General features: G+C 61.9%; 13 protein-coding genes, 1 tRNA gene and 1 other RNA gene. 10 read left to right on the forward strand and 5 right to left on the reverse strand.

Going from position 1 to position 13,076, the window contains the following annotated elements; translation table 11 throughout:
- Nucleotides 1-5 precede the first annotated feature (5 nt).
- Entirely contained in the window at nucleotides 6-443 is a 438-nt protein-coding gene (locus tag L2A60_RS08725) for a hypothetical protein (RefSeq protein WP_235703994.1), read from the forward strand.
- 262 nt (nucleotides 444-705) lie between these two features.
- Here L2A60_RS08725 and ssrA read toward each other — a convergent pair.
- Nucleotides 706-1,019, reverse strand: a transfer-messenger RNA (tmRNA) gene (gene ssrA, locus L2A60_RS08730).
- 7 nt (nucleotides 1,020-1,026) lie between these two features.
- On the opposite strand from ssrA, the gene thyX reads away from it, so the two are divergent.
- From thyX to L2A60_RS08745, 3 genes are all read left to right on the forward strand, one after another.
- Entirely contained in the window at nucleotides 1,027-1,947 is a 921-nt protein-coding gene (gene thyX / locus L2A60_RS08735; protein ID WP_235703995.1) for an FAD-dependent thymidylate synthase, read from the forward strand.
- Nucleotides 1,948-2,076: 129 nt separating this feature from the next.
- A complete protein-coding gene (gene hemA / locus L2A60_RS08740; RefSeq protein WP_235703996.1) occupies nucleotides 2,077-3,303 on the forward strand; it encodes a 5-aminolevulinate synthase in 1,227 nt (408 codons plus the stop codon).
- Nucleotides 3,304-3,350: 47 nt separating this feature from the next.
- Nucleotides 3,351-3,425, forward strand: a tRNA-Thr gene (locus tag L2A60_RS08745).
- A 25-nt stretch (nucleotides 3,426-3,450) separates the two neighbouring features.
- Here the strand turns inward: L2A60_RS08745 and L2A60_RS08750 are convergent.
- Together L2A60_RS08750 and L2A60_RS08755 are read right to left on the reverse strand one after the other, a co-directional pair.
- Nucleotides 3,451-3,900: a DUF1810 domain-containing protein gene (locus L2A60_RS08750; RefSeq protein WP_235703997.1), complete on the reverse strand. Its 450-nt coding sequence runs from the start codon at nucleotides 3,898-3,900 to the stop codon at nucleotides 3,451-3,453.
- A 37-nt stretch (nucleotides 3,901-3,937) separates the two neighbouring features.
- Nucleotides 3,938-4,876: a LysR family transcriptional regulator gene (locus L2A60_RS08755; protein WP_235703998.1), complete on the reverse strand. Its 939-nt coding sequence runs from the start codon at nucleotides 4,874-4,876 to the stop codon at nucleotides 3,938-3,940.
- A gap of 163 nt (nucleotides 4,877-5,039) precedes the next feature.
- On the opposite strand from L2A60_RS08755, the gene L2A60_RS08760 reads away from it, so the two are divergent.
- Genes L2A60_RS08760 through cbbX form a run of 6 tightly spaced genes read left to right on the forward strand, consistent with a single transcriptional unit; the run spans nucleotide 5,040 to nucleotide 10,994 of the window.
- Nucleotides 5,040-6,134, forward strand: coding sequence for a class 1 fructose-bisphosphatase (locus tag L2A60_RS08760; protein ID WP_235703999.1), 1,095 nt, complete (start codon nucleotides 5,040-5,042; stop codon nucleotides 6,132-6,134).
- Nucleotides 6,125-7,000, forward strand: coding sequence for a phosphoribulokinase (locus tag L2A60_RS08765; protein ID WP_235704000.1), 876 nt, complete (start codon nucleotides 6,125-6,127; stop codon nucleotides 6,998-7,000). The genes L2A60_RS08760 and L2A60_RS08765 overlap by 10 nt, the downstream gene beginning before the upstream one ends.
- Before the next feature lie 30 nt (nucleotides 7,001-7,030).
- Nucleotides 7,031-8,110 carry a class II fructose-bisphosphate aldolase gene (gene fba, locus L2A60_RS08770; protein ID WP_235704001.1) on the forward strand — a complete coding sequence of 360 codons (1,080 nt, stop codon included), beginning with the start codon at nucleotides 7,031-7,033 and terminating at the stop codon, nucleotides 8,108-8,110.
- Nucleotides 8,111-8,120: 10 nt separating this feature from the next.
- Nucleotides 8,121-9,596, forward strand: coding sequence for a form I ribulose bisphosphate carboxylase large subunit (locus L2A60_RS08775; RefSeq protein WP_235704002.1), 1,476 nt, complete (start codon nucleotides 8,121-8,123; stop codon nucleotides 9,594-9,596).
- A 12-nt stretch (nucleotides 9,597-9,608) separates the two neighbouring features.
- On the forward strand, nucleotides 9,609-10,034 hold the full coding sequence (locus tag L2A60_RS08780; protein ID WP_235704003.1) for a ribulose bisphosphate carboxylase small subunit: 426 nt from the start codon (nucleotides 9,609-9,611) through the stop codon (nucleotides 10,032-10,034).
- A 9-nt stretch (nucleotides 10,035-10,043) separates the two neighbouring features.
- Nucleotides 10,044-10,994, forward strand: a complete 951-nt coding sequence (gene cbbX, locus L2A60_RS08785; protein ID WP_235704004.1) for a CbbX protein — start codon at nucleotides 10,044-10,046, stop codon at nucleotides 10,992-10,994.
- Nucleotides 10,995-11,033: 39 nt separating this feature from the next.
- Here cbbX and trpA read toward each other — a convergent pair whose 3' ends face one another.
- Both trpA and trpB read right to left on the reverse strand, forming a co-directional pair.
- Entirely contained in the window at nucleotides 11,034-11,864 is an 831-nt protein-coding gene (trpA, locus tag L2A60_RS08790) for a tryptophan synthase subunit alpha (RefSeq protein WP_235704005.1), read from the reverse strand.
- A complete protein-coding gene (trpB, locus tag L2A60_RS08795) occupies nucleotides 11,861-13,075 on the reverse strand; it encodes a tryptophan synthase subunit beta (RefSeq protein ID WP_235704006.1) in 1,215 nt (404 codons plus the stop codon). The genes trpA and trpB overlap by 4 nt, the downstream gene beginning before the upstream one ends.
- Between the last annotated feature and the right edge of the window lies 1 nt (nucleotide 13,076).

A 13,076-nucleotide genomic window follows, 5' to 3' on the forward strand; every position in this document is an offset into this window, starting at 1 on the left:
CAGTCTTGTCGTTCATCGGTATTTCGACTCTGCTCGCCATTCATCTTGCCGGCGCGGCGCTATGGATCGGGTTGTTGGCCGGGATTTTGCTCCTTCCGCGCAACGAGGCGGGGTTCGGCGCGCGCGCGGAACGGTTGCTGCGCGGCGGCGTGCTCGCGATGCCGGTGACGCTCGCCTCCGGCTGGGCACTCGCTTTCCTGGCCGACGGATCGCCGGGCCTCTGGCCCTGGGCGGTCGATGCGATGCAGGCCGCGGGGATCGCGATGGGTGTGGTGCTTCTGATCGCGGCCTTTGGAGAGCCGGTGCTGCTGCGCGCCGCCGAAGTCTCGCGCGATCGTGACAGAGAGACGACAGAGACGCGGCGGCTTGTCCGCCTGATCGCGATCGATCTGCTGCTCGGCTTTGTCATCATTGGTTTCGCGGTGATCGGACGGTATGGCTGACCGAAAATGTATCATAAATAAGCATGACCGTCGCGGCACGTAATACATTTTTTCTTTCAAAACCCCATATACGACACGAAAGGGTCTTGCTTGGGAAACGATTATCCGTCATTTAACGATCGTGGCGCTTTGAGGGATCGGCAAGTCGAGACTGAACAGTGCCAGCCGCCAAGTTTAGGGAGCCTCTTCAGATTGCATCGCAATGATGCCGGCCGGCCCAAAAACCGGCCGTTTTTTTATGCCTGAAAGGCTGCCCGGTGAAAGCGGGGGGCTTCTGTTGCCCGGTGCCCCCCCAACCGCGCTTATCGCTTACGCAGCGATAGCGAGCGCCTCGAAGTTATCGTTGGCACTTGTGATACGGCCCGATGACGGCGGAACCATGCCGAGCGAAAGATGGGTCTTTACCGCGCGTGTCGAGCCTGTTTCGCCCCCGTATTCTGCTGGTTTCAGCAGAGTTTGGTGGAGGCGCCGGGTACTGCCCCCGGGTCCACAACGCTTATTCCACGCACCGTTTATCGCCGTAGTCGGTTGCCCGACACCCCGTATATAGGTGATAGCATCGCGCGGCGAAAGGGACCTCTCCATGCAGCTTTCCGATTCCGACCAGGCCGAGATCGACACGGCGCGAGGCCAGAGCGCTTCGACCCGGCGTGCTACCGTGCCGGCGCTGGAAGCCATGCTGTTCGCGCCGATCCCGGTGCTCGACCACGGCTTCGTCCGGGCGATCGACTATATGGGCGACGATACGGCGGTGGTGCAGGCGGCGCGGGTTTCATACGGCCGCGGCACGCGCAAGGTGAGCGAGGATGAGGGGCTGATCCGCTACCTGATGCGGCACCGGCATTCCACGCCGTTCGAGATGTGCGAAATCAAGTTCCACGTGAAGCTGCCGATTTTCGTGGCACGGCAATGGATCAGGCATCGCACCGCCAACGTGAACGAGTATTCCGCGCGTTATTCGGTGATGGATCGGGAGTTTTATGTCCCCGCCCCCGAACATCTCGCGGCGCAGTCGGCCAGCAACCGCCAGGGCCGGGGCGCGGTGCTCGCGGGCGATGAGGCTGCCGAGGTGCTGTCGCTGCTGCGCGAGGATGCGGAGCGGAATTATACTCATTACGAGCACATGTTGAACGAGGGCGAGGCCGATCCGGCACGGCGCGGGCTGGCGCGGGAGCTGGCGCGGATGAACCTCACCCTCAACACCTATACCCAGTGGTACTGGAAGACCGATCTGCATAATCTTTTTCATTTCCTATCATTGCGGGCCGATCCTCATGCGCAATATGAAATCCGCGCCTATGCCGAGGCGATGATGGATATGGTGCGCGCCTGGGTGCCGGCCTGTTTTCGGGCTTTCGAGGAGTATCGGTTGGGGGCGGCCAGTTTTTCGGCGTCGATGCTCGCCGTGCTGCGCCGGATGCTGGCCGGCGAGGCGGTGGAGCAGCCTGGATCGGGGCTTTCCAAGCGCGAATGGGCCGAAATGATGGCAGTGCTGGGCCGCTGACGTTGCGCATGGCATCTCGGGGCATAGCAAGGATGTGATCGTTTCCTGTCGCATACTTAGCCAAAATCGGAATATGATGGATGCGGGGATATGTCGCGGCCTCGAAGGGCTGCGTGCTGGAGTGTGGGAATGAACAGGGATCATCCGTTTATCGCGCAATGCGACAAGGCCTTGGCCGATATCCGCGCCGCCGGGCGCTATCGCCGGTTCGTGGCGCTGGAGAAGCTGGCCGACCGCTTCCCGTATTACCGCGTCACCATGGACGGCAAGACCGAGGATATCCTGGTCTGGTCGTCGAACGACTATCTCGCGATGGGCACCGATCCCGAGGTGATCGAGGCCTCGATCGCGGCGGCGCGCACCATGGGCGCGGGCGCGGGCGGGACGCGCAATATCGCCGGATCGTCGCCGATTCATGTGGCTCTGGAGGCGGAACTCGCCGCGCTGCACGGCAAGGATGCGGCGCTGCTGTTCACCTCGGGCTACGTGTCGAATCAAGCCACGCTCAGCGCGATCCTGAATTCGCTGCCGGACTGGCACGTATTTTCCGACGCGCAGAACCACAATTCGATGATCGTCGGCATCAAGGGCGGCCGCCCGGCCAAGGTGCATGTGTTCAGGCACAACGATCCGGCCGATCTGGAGCGGCTGCTCGCGGCGGCGCCCGGGGACGCACCGAAGATGATCGCGTTCGAGAGCGTGTATTCGATGGACGGCGATATCGCGCCGATCGGGGCGATCTGCGATCTGGCTGATAAATACAACGCCATCACCTATCTCGATGAGGTTCATGCCGTCGGCATGTACGGCCCGCACGGGGGCGGGGTGTCGGAACGGGATGGCGTGGCCGGGCGCCTGACCATCATAGAGGGGACGCTGGCCAAGGCCTATGGCTGCCATGGCGGCTATGTGGCGGGCGATGCCAGCGTGATCGACTATATCCGTTCGACGGCGGCCGGGTTCATTTTCACTACCGCCCTGCCGCCGCCCACGGTCGCAGCGGCGCTTGCCTCGATCCGCCGGCTCAAGGCGGACGATGCGCGCCGCGCCGTGCTGTTCGAGCGGGCGAGCCTGCTCAAGCGAAAATTCGATGCCGCCGGACTGCCGCGCCTGCATAGCGAGAGCCATATCGTGCCGCTGATGATCGGCAACGCCGCGCGGGCCACCGAGGTTTCGATGCGGCTGATCCGCGAGTTCGGCATGTATGCCACGCCGATCAATTACCCGACCGTGCCGGCCGGCACCGAGCGGCTGCGCTTCACGCCGGGACCGAAGCACACCGAGGCGATGATGGACGATCTGGTGGTTGCCTTGCGGCGTATCCTGTCGGGCGAGAGCGCCGTCGTCGCGGCTTGAGCATTGTCTTGCGAGGGCGGCGGCGGCTCGCTATAGCGGTGCCGGTCGCCGACATAGCTCAGCGGTAGAGCAACTGATTCGTAATCAGTAGGTCCCCAGTTCAATCCTGGGTGTCGGCACCATCTCCCAAAGGTGTGGCGCGAAACTCTACCGAGGGTGGTCAGTGCGCCGGAGCAGACCAAGGGTTTGGCCATCCATTCCCCCGCCGAACCATCGGACCAGGTTCTGCCGGTACGGATTTTGTTCGTCCGCGGCGGCGAGCGCGAAAAGCGTCATCGACGAATGGAATTTCATGTCGTCGGGCGAACCGAAGATTGCATGGAGCGAGTGTTCTTCGGCCATGAGCACGATCCGGGCGCAATGATCCAGCCGCGGTCCAAGCAGCGCATGGGCGAGATAGGCACGTGCCTCGTCGAGCGAGGACAGGCCGTAATATTCGGCCGCCGGCGAACGGCCCAGTCCGCGCAGTTGCGGAAAGATGAACCACATCCAGTGGGTTCGCTTTCGGCCGGCCTGCAATTCGGCGAGCACCGCGCCGAAGACGGATTCCTGCACCCGCAGGAAACGCCCCAGGTCGAACGGATCGGAATCGGCCACGTCATGCCTTTCAGCGCCCGATCAAGCGGGCACTATTTTAACGCCGAGCGCGGGAGCGTTGGGCGGGTTTCGAACCCGGAAGATAGCTTTTCCCTTGCTTGGTCAAAAACGTGCGGAGCAGGCGGGCGGCTGGCGACAATGTCCGGTCCGCGGCATAGACGACATGCCATTGCCGCACGATCGGCAGGCCGATCACATCCAGCACCGCGAGGCGGTTTGTCTCCAACTCCATCTCGATCGTGTGGCCGGACAGAAAGGCGATGCCGAGCCCGGCGATGACCGCCTGCTTGATCGTCTCGTTGCTGCTGATCTGCATATTGATCCTTGGCGTCAGCCGCGCTTCGACGAAAAAACTTTCCATCAGACTGCGCGTGCCGCTGCCGGGTTCCCGGACTAGAAAAGTCTCGCGGTTCAGATCGCGCGGCGCAATCCGTCGCCGTGCCGTCAGCGCGTGTCCTGACGGAGCGATGATGACGTGCGGATGATCGCCGATCATATCCGCCTTGACCGCAAGCTCGTTCGGCGGGCGGCCCATGATCGCCAGATCGAGTTCGTAATGTCGCAATCCCTCGATGATTTCAGCACGGTTGCCGACGACAAGTTTCAGCTCAAGCCCCGGATGGGCGGATGCGAAGGCGGACAGGCTGCGCGGTGCGAAGTATTTGGCGGTGCTGATGACGCCGACATTGATGGTGCCGCGTTCGGCGCCGGCGAGGGCGGCCAGATTGATTTCGCAGCCGCGCAAAGCCGCCTCGATATGGCCGGCAGCGTCGATCACTTCCAGCCCGGCCCTGGTCGGCTGCATTCCGGTCGCGGTGCGCTGGAGCAGCGGTGCGCCGGCCTGCCGTTGCAGCAACTGAAGCTGCAAAGTCACCGCAGGGGCTGAAAGGTTGAGCGCACGAGCCGCAACGGTGACCGAGCCGTGCTGGGCGACGGCGGCGAGCGCGCGCAATTGTTTCAGCGTGACATGTTTCATGGTGACGGCTGATTTTAAGTTTTTCTGAATTAGAGAATAAGATCATTTGACTTTACTGACAATAGAATTCTTGCCACAGTTTCCACGGACCGATGCGCGGGGAAAATCCGTCCGAAAGCGGAGCCAATGAGCGCCGCAATTCTTGGAGGAGGAGACCGTTTCGATGACGCACGCAGTGCGCCTCGCGCAATATCTCGATCAGATCGTTTCCAGGCATGGTGGTCATTATGCCGATGTCGGCGCCGTGGTTCTGGCCATCGCCGAAGCCGGACGCAAACTGGCCCGGCTTCTGGCAAGAGGCGACCTGGGCGATCTTTCGAGTCCAGCTCGGGCTGAACCGCACATCGGACGTGATGGCGATGTGCAGAAAGCGTTCGATGTTCTGGCCAATGCGATGCTGCATGACGTGTTGGCGGCCTCGCCGGTCGCGGTGCTGGCTTCGGAAGAGGACGATGCGCCGGTCGTGCTTGATCCGAAAGCGCCGCTCGCGGTCGCGATCGATCCGCTCGACGGTTCTTCGAATATCGATACCAATGCCCCGATCGGCACGATTTTCACCATTCTCCCCGCCGATCCCGCGCAAGGGCCGCCAGAACGAAGTTTCCTCTGTTCGGGTCACGCGCAACTTGCCGCCGGTTTTCTGATCTACGGGCCGCACACGGCACTGGTGCTGACGCTCGGTTATGGCACGCTGATTTTTACTCTTGATCCGGCTTCAGGCAGTTTTGTCTCCAGCGGCAATGCCGTCGTGATTCCGCGCGAGACCCGTGAATATGCCATCAACGGCTCGAACTGCCGGCACTGGGACCGGCCCGTTCAGCGCTATATCGGCGATTGTCTGCTGGGCACGGCCGGGCCGCGCGGCGCCGATTTCAACACGCGCTGGATCGCCTCTATGGTCGCGGAAGCCTATCGGATTCTGATTCGCGGTGGCATCTATCTCTATCCTGGCGATGCGCGGGAAACCTATCGCGATGGCCGCCTGCGCCTGCTCTACGAGGCGTTTCCGATCGCCTTTCTGATCGAGCAGGCCGGTGGTGCCGCGACTGACGGACGGCGTCATATTCTCGACCTGGTGCCAGAGGACATCCACCAGCGTATTCCTCTGGTGTTCGGCGCCGCCGCCGAGGTGGAGCGGATCATCGAGTTGTTTCGGGCACCGAACACGGATCGCTCGCCCCTGTTTGGCCAGCGTGGCCTGTTCCGCCAGCACACCACACCCCAGGCGATGCGGATGGATAGTCTCGCATGTCCGTAAAACACCCGATCATCTCCGTCACCGGTTCGTCCGGCGCGGGCACAACGTCCGTGCGCAACATATTCGAGCAGATTTTTCGGCGCGAGCATATAAAACCCGCCTATATCGAGGGCGATGCGTTCCATCGGTATGACCGCGCCGAGATGAAGCTGCGGATGGCCGAGGCAGAGAAGACCGGCAACAATCATTTCAGCCATTTCGGCCTGAACGAGAACCTGCTGGAAAATTTGCAGGCGACGTTCAGGAATTATTCCGAATCCGGCACCGGATTGACCCGCCATTATATCCATGACGAGAAGGAGGCGGCGATCCATGGCGCGCAACCCGGCACCTTCACCGAATGGGAGCAACTGCCGGCCTATACCGACATTCTGCTCTATGAAGGGCTGCATGGCGCCGTGGTGCATGGCGACATCGACATCGCGCAATACGCCGATGTGAAAATCGGTGTCGTGCCGGTGCTCAATCTGGAATGGATTCAGAAAATCCATCGCGATCGTTCGGGCCGATCCTACACAACCGAACAAGTGATGGAAACGATCCTGCGGCGGATGCCCGATTACGTGCATTACATCTGCCCCCAGTTCACCCAGACCGACATCAACTTCCAGCGCGTGCCAACGGTCGATACCTCCAACCCGTTCATCGCGCGCTGGATTCCGACGGCGGATGAATCGATCGTCGTGGTCCGGTTCAGGAATCCTCACGGCATCGATTTTCCGTATCTGTTATCGATGCTGCACAACAGCTTCATGTCGCGGGCGAATTCCATCGCCATTCCCGGCAATAAATTCGATCTGGCGATGCAGCTCATCCTCACGCCCGTCATCATGCAGCTCATCGAGCGACGGAACCGGGCGAAATGACGGTGAAATCAACACAAGGAGTTTCGTAGAATGGCGCGCATCACGTTGCGGCAATTGCTCGACCACGCCGCCGATCACAATTACGCCGTGCCTGCATTCAACATCAACAATATGGAACAGGTGATCGGTATCATGAGCGCGGCGGATGCCGCCGACGCGCCAGTCATTTTACAGGCTTCGCGCGGGGCGCGCAGCTATGCCGGCGACCTGATGCTGGCCGGCATGATCAACGCCGCGGAGGCAGCCTATCCGCATATTCCGATCTGCCTGCATCAGGATCACGGCAATGATGAAGGCACCTGCCTGTCCGCGATCCAGCACGGCTATACCAGCGTGATGATGGACGGCTCCCTGATGGCGGACGCGAAAACCCCCGCAAGTTACGACTACAATATCGAAATCACCAGGCGCGTTGCCAACATGGCGCACAAGATCGGCGTTTCGGTGGAAGGCGAGTTGGGCGTGCTGGGCAGTCTTGAGACCGGCCAAGGCGAAGCCGAAGACGGACATGGCGCGGAAGGCAGTTTCAGCCGCGATCAATTGCTGACCGACCCCGATCAGGCGGTGGAATTCGTAGCCGCAACCGGCGTCGATGCGTTGGCGATCGCCATGGGAACTTCGCACGGCGCCTATAAATTCTCCCGCAAGCCCGATGGCGACATCCTCGCGTTGCATGTGGTGAAGGCGATTCATGCGCTCATGCCGGATTTGCATCTGGTGATGCACGGTTCGTCCTCGGTGCCCGAGGCCTTGCAGGAGGAATTCAACCGCTGGGGCGGGAAAATGCCGAAGACCTGGGGCGTGCCGGTCGAGGAGATCCAGACCGGCATAAAATTCGGCGTCCGCAAGGTGAATATCGACACCGATTGCCGGCTGGTCATGGCCGCGGCGATGCGCCGCGCGGCGATTGAGAACAAGGCGGAATTCGATCCGCGCAAGTTTCTGGCTCCCGCCACCAAGGCGCTGACCCAACTCTGCCGGGAGCGGTTCGAAGCCTTCGGCACCGCCGGCAAAGCCAACAAAATCAAGCCTGCATCGCTCGCCGAAATGGCGAAACGTTATGCGTCGGGCAGCCTCAACCCCAGGACCACTGCCGCTCGGGCGGCATAAGGAGACCAGCATGGACACGAACATCGCAGCATCCGCCACGAAGAAACCGAGCGGCAAGGACCGCTACCGCTCCGGCGTGCTGGAATACCGCAAGATGGGCTATTGGGAGCCCGATTACGAACCCAAGGATACCGATATCATTGCGCTGTTCCGCGTGACACCGCAGGAAGGCGTCGATCCCATCGAGGCATCGGCGGCGGTGGCCGGCGAATCCTCGACCGCGACCTGGACGGTGGTTTGGACCGACCGGCTGACGGCGTGTGAGAAATACCGGGCGAAGTGCTACCGCGTCGATCCGGTGCCGAATGCGCCCGGTTCCTATTTCGCTTATATCGCCTACGATCTCGACCTGTTCGAGCCGGGTTCGATCGCGAACCTGTCCGCCTCGATCATCGGCAACGTGTTCGGCTTCAAGCCGCTCAAGGCGCTGCGCCTTGAAGACATGCGCTTGCCGGTCGCCTATGTGAAAACCTTCGATGGCCCGGCCACGGGAATCGTCGTCGAGCGGGAACGGCTCGACAAGTTCGGCCGGCCATTGCTGGGGGCGACGGTGAAGCCGAAACTTGGGCTTTCGGGGCGCAATTACGGGCGCGTGGTGTACGAGGCACTGAAAGGCGGCCTTGATTTCACCAAGGATGACGAAAACATCAATTCGCAGCCTTTCATGCATTGGCGCGATCGGTTCCTGTATTGCATGGAGGCGGTGAACAAGGCGCAGGCCGCCACCGGCGAGGTGAAAGGCACCTATCTCAATGTCACCGCTGGAACGATGGAGGATATGTACGAGCGCGCGGAGTTCGCCAAAACGCTTGGCTCCAACATCGTGATGATCGATCTGGTGATCGGCTGTACCACCATCCAGTCGATGTCGAAATGGGCGCGGCGCAACGACATGATCTTGCATCTGCACCGCGCGGGGCATGGAACCTACACGCGGCAGAAAACCCATGGGGTGTCGTTCCGGGTGATCGCGAAGTGGATGCGGCTTGCCGGGGTCGATCACATCCATGCGGGAACCGTGGTCGGGAAGCTCGAAGGCGATCCGAAAACCACGCGCGGATTCTACGATATCCTGCGCGAGAACCGCGTGCCGATGAATCTGGAGAACGGTGTGTTTTTCGATCAGGATTGGGCGAGCACGCGCAAGGTGATGCCGGTTGCCTCGGGCGGCATTCATGCCGGGCAGATGCATGAACTTCTGCATCTGCTGGGCGAGGATACGGTGCTGCAATTCGGCGGCGGCACGATCGGCCACCCGCTCGGCATCGCCGCGGGAGCGACGGCCAACCGGGTGGCGCTGGAAGCGATGGTGCTGGCGCGCAACGAGGGGCGCGACATCATGGCGGAAGGGCCGCAAATTCTGACCGACGCAGCAAAGCATTGCCTGCCGCTGCGCCAGGCGCTGGAGGTCTGGAAGGATGTGACCTTCAACTATGCCTCGACCGACACGCCTGATTTCGTGCCCACCGCCATGCCGGCCGTTTGAAGGAAAACGATCATGCGCATCACTCAAGGCTGTTTTTCGTTCCTGCCTGATCTGACCGAGATTCAGATCACCCGACAGATCCAGTATTGTCTCGATCAGGGCTGGGCGGTGAACATCGAATATACCGACGATCCTCATCCCCGCAACACGTTCTGGGAAATGTGGGGCCACCCGATGTTCGACATCCGCGATGCCAAGGCGATCATGGGCGAATTGAACGAGTGTAGGAAAATGCACGAGGAATGCTATATCCGCCTCAGTGCATTCGACGCGTCCCATACGTGGGAGTCGCTGCGTATCTCGTTCATCGTGCAGCGGCCAAGCCATGAGCCCGGATTCATGCTGGTGAGGCAGGAAACGGAAGGCCGCAACCTGCGCTACGAAACCCGCGCCTATGTCATGGAGAAACCGCAGGGCTCACGCTACGCCAAGCCGTAAGGACGTATCATGTCGGCTGTAATGGAAGAGTTTCCGAAGACAATTGACGACATCGATTTTCGCGAGGAATTCGCGAAGGTCGGTATCGGTGAGATCCTGGATGAACTGGATCGCGATCTGGTCGGGCTGAAGCCGGTCAAAACTCGGATTCGCGAAATATCGTCGCTGCTTCTGGTCGAACAGATCCGGCAAAGGCTGGGCTTCACCACCGAAGCGCCGACGCTGCATATGTCGTTCACCGGCAACCCCGGCACCGGCAAAACCACGGTCGCCTTGCGGATGGCGAAAATCCTCCGGCAGTTGGGCTTTGTGCGTCAGGGGCAGCTGATCTCGGTAACGCGCGACGATCTGGTCGGCCAGTATATCGGCCATACCGCGCCGAAAACCAAGGAGATTTTGAAAAAGGCGATCGGCGGTGTGCTGTTCATCGACGAAGCCTATTACCTGTACCGGCCCGACAACGAACGCGATTACGGCCAGGAGGCGATCGAGATTCTGCTTCAGGTGATGGAAAATCAGCGCGAGGATCTGGTGGTGATTCTGGCTGGATACGCGGACCGGATGGACAAATTCTTCACCCTCAATCCGGGCTTTCGCTCACGCATCGCGCATCACATCGACTTTCCCGACTACAATGACAGCGAATTGTTCTCGATCGGCGAAACCATGCTGGAGCGGCAGAATTACCGGCTCAGTCCCAGCGCGCGCGAAGCCATGACAGGCTACATTGTCCGGCGGCGTGAACAGCCGCATTTTTCCAATGCCCGGTCGATCCGCAACGCCCTGGACCGCGCAAGGCTGCGACAGGCCAACCGGCTGGTGGCGCAGCAAAACCCGGTCAGGCCCGAGATGCTGATGATCATCGAAGCCGAAGACATCCTGGCCAGCCGGGTGTTCCAAGATCGTGGCGGCATGGATTCCCTCGACAATCTTGCGTCTGATTTCGAGGGGAAATCTTGAGGCAAATCCGGTTAGAGTATCCGTTGCGGTCAAGCGTGATTAGGCCGCCCGTTTCTCGCCGCGCATCGCGCCGGCCAGTGCCGAAACATCGTCCAGCACCGCCTCGATCACCGCGTGCGGCGCATGGCCCGACTCATCCAGCCCCGAAGCCATCCGGTCGATCAGCGCCGAGGCGACCACCGCCGCATCCGCGTGGCGCGCCACGATCGCCGCCTGTTCGGGCGTGCGCACCCCGAAGCCGACCGCGATCGGCAGATCGGTCGCCGCTCGGATGCGCGGAATGTCGCGCGTGAGATCCTCCGCCGAGGCGGTCCGCGTGCCGGTCACCCCGGTAATCGACACGTAATAGACGAACCCGGACGACTCCTTCAGCACCACGGGCAGGCGCTCATCCGACGTGGTGGGTGCAACCAGCCGGATCAGGTCGAGCCCGTTCGCCCGCAAGCCGGGCAGCATCAGATCGGCCTCCTCGGTCGGCAGATCGACCACGATCAGCCCGTCCACCCCGGCCTTCGCCGCATCCGCCGCGAAGCGCTCGACGCCATAGGACAGGATTGGATTCAGATACCCCATCAGCACCAGCGGCACCGTGCCGTTCACCGCCCGGAACTCCCGCACCAGGTCGAGCACCCCCGCCAGGGTCGCGCCCGCGCGCAAGGCGCGCCGCCCGGCTGCCTGAATCGTCGGTCCATCCGCCATCGGATCGGTGAACGGCATGCCGATCTCGATGATGTCCGCGCCTCGCGCGGCCATGCCGGCGAGCAGCGCCGCCGAGGTGGCCCGATCCGGGTCGAAGGCCTCGACGAACGGGATCAGTCCGGCGCGTCCCTCGGTTTTCAGGTGGGCAAAGGTCGCGGCGATCCGGCTCACAGATTTTCTCCCAGATGCTTGGCCACGGTGAAGATGTCCTTATCGCCCCGCCCGCAGAGATTCATCAGAATGATCTGAGATCGCGGCATTTCCGGCGCGATTTTCGCGACATGCGCGAGCGCGTGGGACGGCTCCAGCGCGGGAATGATGCCCTCGGTCCGACAGCAAAGCTGGAACGCGTCCAGCGCCTCATCGTCGGTGATCGCGACATAGTCCACCCGCCCGATCTCGTGCAGATAGGAATGCTCCGGTCCGATCCCCGGATAATCCAGCCCCGCCGAAATCGAATGCGCTTCCAGAATCTGGCCGTCCGCGTCCTGCAGCAGATAGGTCTTGTTGCCGTGCAGAACGCCCGGCCGCCCGCGCGACAGCGACGCCGCGTGCTCGCCCGAATTCAGCCCGCGCCCCGCCGCCTCGACCCCGATCAGCTTGACCGCATCGTCCAGGAACGGATGAAACAGCCCGATGGCGTTCGAGCCGCCGCCCACCGCCGCGATCGCGACATCCGGCAGCCGCCCCTCGGCCTCCAGCATCTGCGCTCGCGCCTCGATGCCGATCACCGACTGGAAATCCCGCACCATGGCCGGGTAGGGGTGCGGACCGGCTGCGGTGCCGATGATGTAGAACGTGTCGCGCACATTCGCGACCCAGTCGCGCAGCGCCTCGTTCATCGAATCCTTCAAGGTCGCGGCACCCGAGGTCACCGATCGCACCTCGGCGCCCAGCAGCTTCATGCGGAACACGTTGGGCTGCTGCCGCTCGATATCGGTGGCGCCCATATAGATTACGCAGGGCAGGCCGAACAGCGCGGCGACCGTCGCGGTCGCGACCCCGTGCTGGCCGGCGCCGGTTTCGGCGATGATCCGCGTCTTGCCCATCCGCTTGGCCAGCAGGATCTGGCCGATGCAATTGTTGATCTTGTGCGCGCCGGTATGGTTCAGCTCGTCGCGCTTGAAATAAACCTTCGCGCCGCCGAGTTTTTCGGTCAGCCGTTCGGCGAACCACAGCGGGCTCGGCCGGCCGACATAATGTTTCAGATAATACTCGAATTCCCGCTGAAACGCCGGGTCGCGCTTCGCCGCCTCATAGGCGGCCTCAAGCTCCAGGATCAGCGGCATCAGCGTCTCGGCGACGAATCGCCCACCGAAATCGCCGAACCGGCCGCGCTCGTCGGGCAGGTTGCGCAGGGAATTGGGAATGGGCTGGTTCATC

This window comes from Acidiphilium iwatense (assembly GCF_021556475.1).
GTDB lineage: Bacteria > Pseudomonadota > Alphaproteobacteria > Acetobacterales > Acetobacteraceae > Acidiphilium > Acidiphilium iwatense.

What these genes read in the sequence shown, in the direction of transcription:
- thyX (WP_235703995.1), top strand. Translation starts at nt 1,027, where the DNA reads ATGCAGCTTTCCGATTCCGACCAGGCCGAGATCGACACGGCGCGAGGC.
- hemA (WP_235703996.1), top strand. Translation starts at nt 2,077, where the DNA reads ATGAACAGGGATCATCCGTTTATCGCGCAATGCGACAAGGCCTTGGCC.
- L2A60_RS08755 (WP_235703998.1), bottom strand. Translation starts at nt 4,876, where the DNA reads ATGAAACATGTCACGCTGAAACAATTGCGCGCGCTCGCCGCCGTCGCC.
- L2A60_RS08760 (WP_235703999.1), top strand. Translation starts at nt 5,040, where the DNA reads ATGACGCACGCAGTGCGCCTCGCGCAATATCTCGATCAGATCGTTTCC.
- L2A60_RS08765 (WP_235704000.1), top strand. Translation starts at nt 6,125, where the DNA reads ATGTCCGTAAAACACCCGATCATCTCCGTCACCGGTTCGTCCGGCGCG.
- fba (WP_235704001.1), top strand. Translation starts at nt 7,031, where the DNA reads ATGGCGCGCATCACGTTGCGGCAATTGCTCGACCACGCCGCCGATCAC.
- L2A60_RS08775 (WP_235704002.1), top strand. Translation starts at nt 8,121, where the DNA reads ATGGACACGAACATCGCAGCATCCGCCACGAAGAAACCGAGCGGCAAG.
- L2A60_RS08780 (WP_235704003.1), top strand. Translation starts at nt 9,609, where the DNA reads ATGCGCATCACTCAAGGCTGTTTTTCGTTCCTGCCTGATCTGACCGAG.
- cbbX (WP_235704004.1), top strand. Translation starts at nt 10,044, where the DNA reads ATGTCGGCTGTAATGGAAGAGTTTCCGAAGACAATTGACGACATCGAT.
- trpB (WP_235704006.1), bottom strand. Translation starts at nt 13,075, where the DNA reads ATGAACCAGCCCATTCCCAATTCCCTGCGCAACCTGCCCGACGAGCGC.